This is a genomic window from Methanothermobacter tenebrarum (genome assembly GCF_003264935.1).
In the GTDB taxonomy this organism is placed as follows: Archaea; Methanobacteriota; Methanobacteria; order Methanobacteriales; family DSM-23052; genus Methanothermobacter_A; species Methanothermobacter_A tenebrarum_A.
The window spans coordinates 1-2,125 of sequence record NZ_QLOE01000020.1 but is presented as its reverse complement, the minus strand read 5'-3'; the positions used below and the strand labels follow the sequence as shown (position 1 = coordinate 2,125).

General features: G+C 37.5%; 5 protein-coding genes. All 5 read left to right on the top strand.

Translation table 11 applies throughout. The annotated features are described in order from the left end of the window. The first annotated feature begins 97 nt into the window (after positions 1–97). The 5 genes from DPC56_RS08105 to DPC56_RS08450 all read left to right on the top strand — a co-directional run bounded on the left by DPC56_RS08105 (position 98) and on the right by DPC56_RS08450 (position 1,940). Positions 98–490, top strand: coding sequence for a hypothetical protein (locus DPC56_RS08105; protein ID WP_112094562.1), 393 nt, complete (start codon positions 98–100; stop codon positions 488–490). Positions 491–782: 292 nt separating this feature from the next. Beyond that, the gene (locus DPC56_RS08095; protein WP_146737629.1) at positions 783–1,046 is read left to right on the top strand and encodes a hypothetical protein; all 264 of its coding nucleotides are present in this window, start codon (positions 783–785) and stop codon (positions 1,044–1,046) included. A gap of 90 nt (positions 1,047–1,136) precedes the next feature. Further along, entirely contained in the window at positions 1,137–1,289 is a 153-nt protein-coding gene (locus DPC56_RS08270) for a hypothetical protein (RefSeq protein ID WP_181454434.1), read from the top strand. Next, on the top strand, positions 1,217–1,558 hold the full coding sequence (locus tag DPC56_RS08540) for a tetratricopeptide repeat protein (protein WP_112094561.1): 342 nt from the start codon (positions 1,217–1,219) through the stop codon (positions 1,556–1,558). The genes DPC56_RS08270 and DPC56_RS08540 overlap by 73 nt, the downstream gene beginning before the upstream one ends. A gap of 226 nt (positions 1,559–1,784) precedes the next feature. Next, positions 1,785–1,940 carry a hypothetical protein gene (locus tag DPC56_RS08450; RefSeq protein WP_245924002.1) on the top strand — a complete coding sequence of 52 codons (156 nt, stop codon included), beginning with the start codon at positions 1,785–1,787 and terminating at the stop codon, positions 1,938–1,940. Positions 1,941–2,125: the final 185 nt, after the last annotated feature.

The window sequence follows — 2,125 nt, the reverse complement described above, 5'->3', positions numbered from 1 at the left end:
TGGCCTTGTAATCTCCATGTACATTGCCTTGGAAGGTCCGATGGCTTTTGTTGATATCCTCAATTATGCTCTTGTGGAGGGATTTATAGGACTCAACATGGCAGCATATGCAACAATAATAGCCTACACAGGCCTCCTAAACATCACAGACGATATCAAAAAATTCATCATAGAACACCAAACATACATTCCAGAGGACATTGGTTTTTTACATGGTCCTTTACTTATTGTTTTGGGACGCGTGTTATCAGGGAGTGGCCGTGTAATACTTGAGCCAATTGGATATTGTATAATGATAGGTGAGGGCATACTTAGATTTAGAGATCATTATCTTCCCCAAGAATATTGGAAGTATATAGCGTATCATCATTCATGGTTCGATGGTTATGAGTTGAAAAGTTATGTTGGTGAGGATCATTGTATACACTATATTGAAATACCAAAGAACCCTGATGGTACTTTAAGATGGGATGAGGCAGTATATATCTAAGTGGAGGGGATCTTATTGGATTATGGATTGCTCGATAAGTTTTATTTTCTTATTTGTCTTGATATTTCTTTATATTTTGTTGGGTTTAAGATATTTCGTGTTTTGGTACCAATAGCATGGTTTTTAGCTTTCTTTATTCTTTTGTCTTTAGTGTTATACTACGACTACGATGAGTTGAAGGAAAGAAAGGATGAAATAAGATGGATGACAGCCATAACCTTTGTACTGGTTATATTTGGATACTACATACTTTGAATTACTTTTAAAGAAGATAAAGGATCCTAGTAAGGAGTTGGATGAGATAATAAAGGAGGTTAAGAATAGTTTAAATCCGGGGGGCTTGATCGGGTCGGATGGGAGGCGAGGAGATCTCCGTGGATTTTTCCTTGAAAGGTATGGGAAGTTCTGGGACTCTCTCAAGAAGGGAGATATGGTAGGTGCTGTGAAGTATGGTGTTGAAATTATAGCTGGTGGGATAACTGTTGGCTCATGGGTAATGAGTGGCTTTAAGGAGATTGTGAAAGCTCTTCTTGAAAAAGAAGCCAGTGGTGGTTGAATTGGATTTAAAAATGCTCACTCTTCTTGTGTTTATACTAACCATAATTTTCCTTCTCATAGAATATATACTAAGGAAAAAATTGTTGTATTGGAATTGTTAGAAAAAGGAGAATATAAAAAGGCCATAAAAATATACAAATTCTACCCATTTAAAACAGAAAAAGACCTATTCAACATAGGATCCTGCTTTCCAAAAACAAAGAACACCAAAAAGCTCTGGAACAATACAACAAAGCCCTAAAAATAAATCCCAAACTTGCAGAAGCATGGAACAACAAAGGCACAACACTACAAAAGCTCGGCAAATACAAAGAAGCACTAAAATGCTATGAAAAAGTCACCCAATTAGACCCAGAAGACATAGAAGCATGGTATAAGCGAGGCCAAACCCTGGAAAAACTAGGAAGACGCGAAGAAGCGGGAGAATCATATAAGAGAGCATTAGAGGCAAAACCAGATCATGAAGAAGCCAAGAAAGCCATGAAAAGATTAGAGACAGACAAAAAATAACCTAATAGAAACCCCACTAGACCCCCCAGAAAAACAAAGACTATATACAATCCGCGGCAACTATATTGTGTGTGGAGCTAAAATTCTCAAACGAACCCCAATGGATAGTCTAAGATGATATAGGAGGTGTCTTTTCTTGGATTATGAATCTTTGCTCGATATACTTTATTCCCTTCTTTGTCTCGATATTATTTTATTTTCCATTGGAATTAAACATTTTAATGGTTTGATTCCAATAGCAGACCTTTTAGGCTTGTTCATTTTTTCTCTTCTATTCTGGCTCCAATTCAAATTGAAGGAAAGAGAGGATGAAATACGATGGTTAATGGCCATAACCTTTGTAGTAGGCTCGTCCTTTTCCTGGATGGCAACAGCACTGTAAACCTTGAAGGTTTAGATGATAGTACTAAGAAGGCTTATATTGGGCTTTGTAACCTCCATGTACCTTTCCATCCTAAACCCTCTTTTTCGATTATGTAGGGCCAGCCTCATAGGACTCAACATGGCAGCATATGCAACAACAATGGCCTACACAGGCCTCCTAAACATCACAGACGATATCAAAAA

What these genes read in the sequence shown, in the direction of transcription:
- DPC56_RS08105 (WP_112094562.1), top strand. Translation starts at nt 98, where the DNA reads ATGGCAGCATATGCAACAATAATAGCCTACACAGGCCTCCTAAACATC.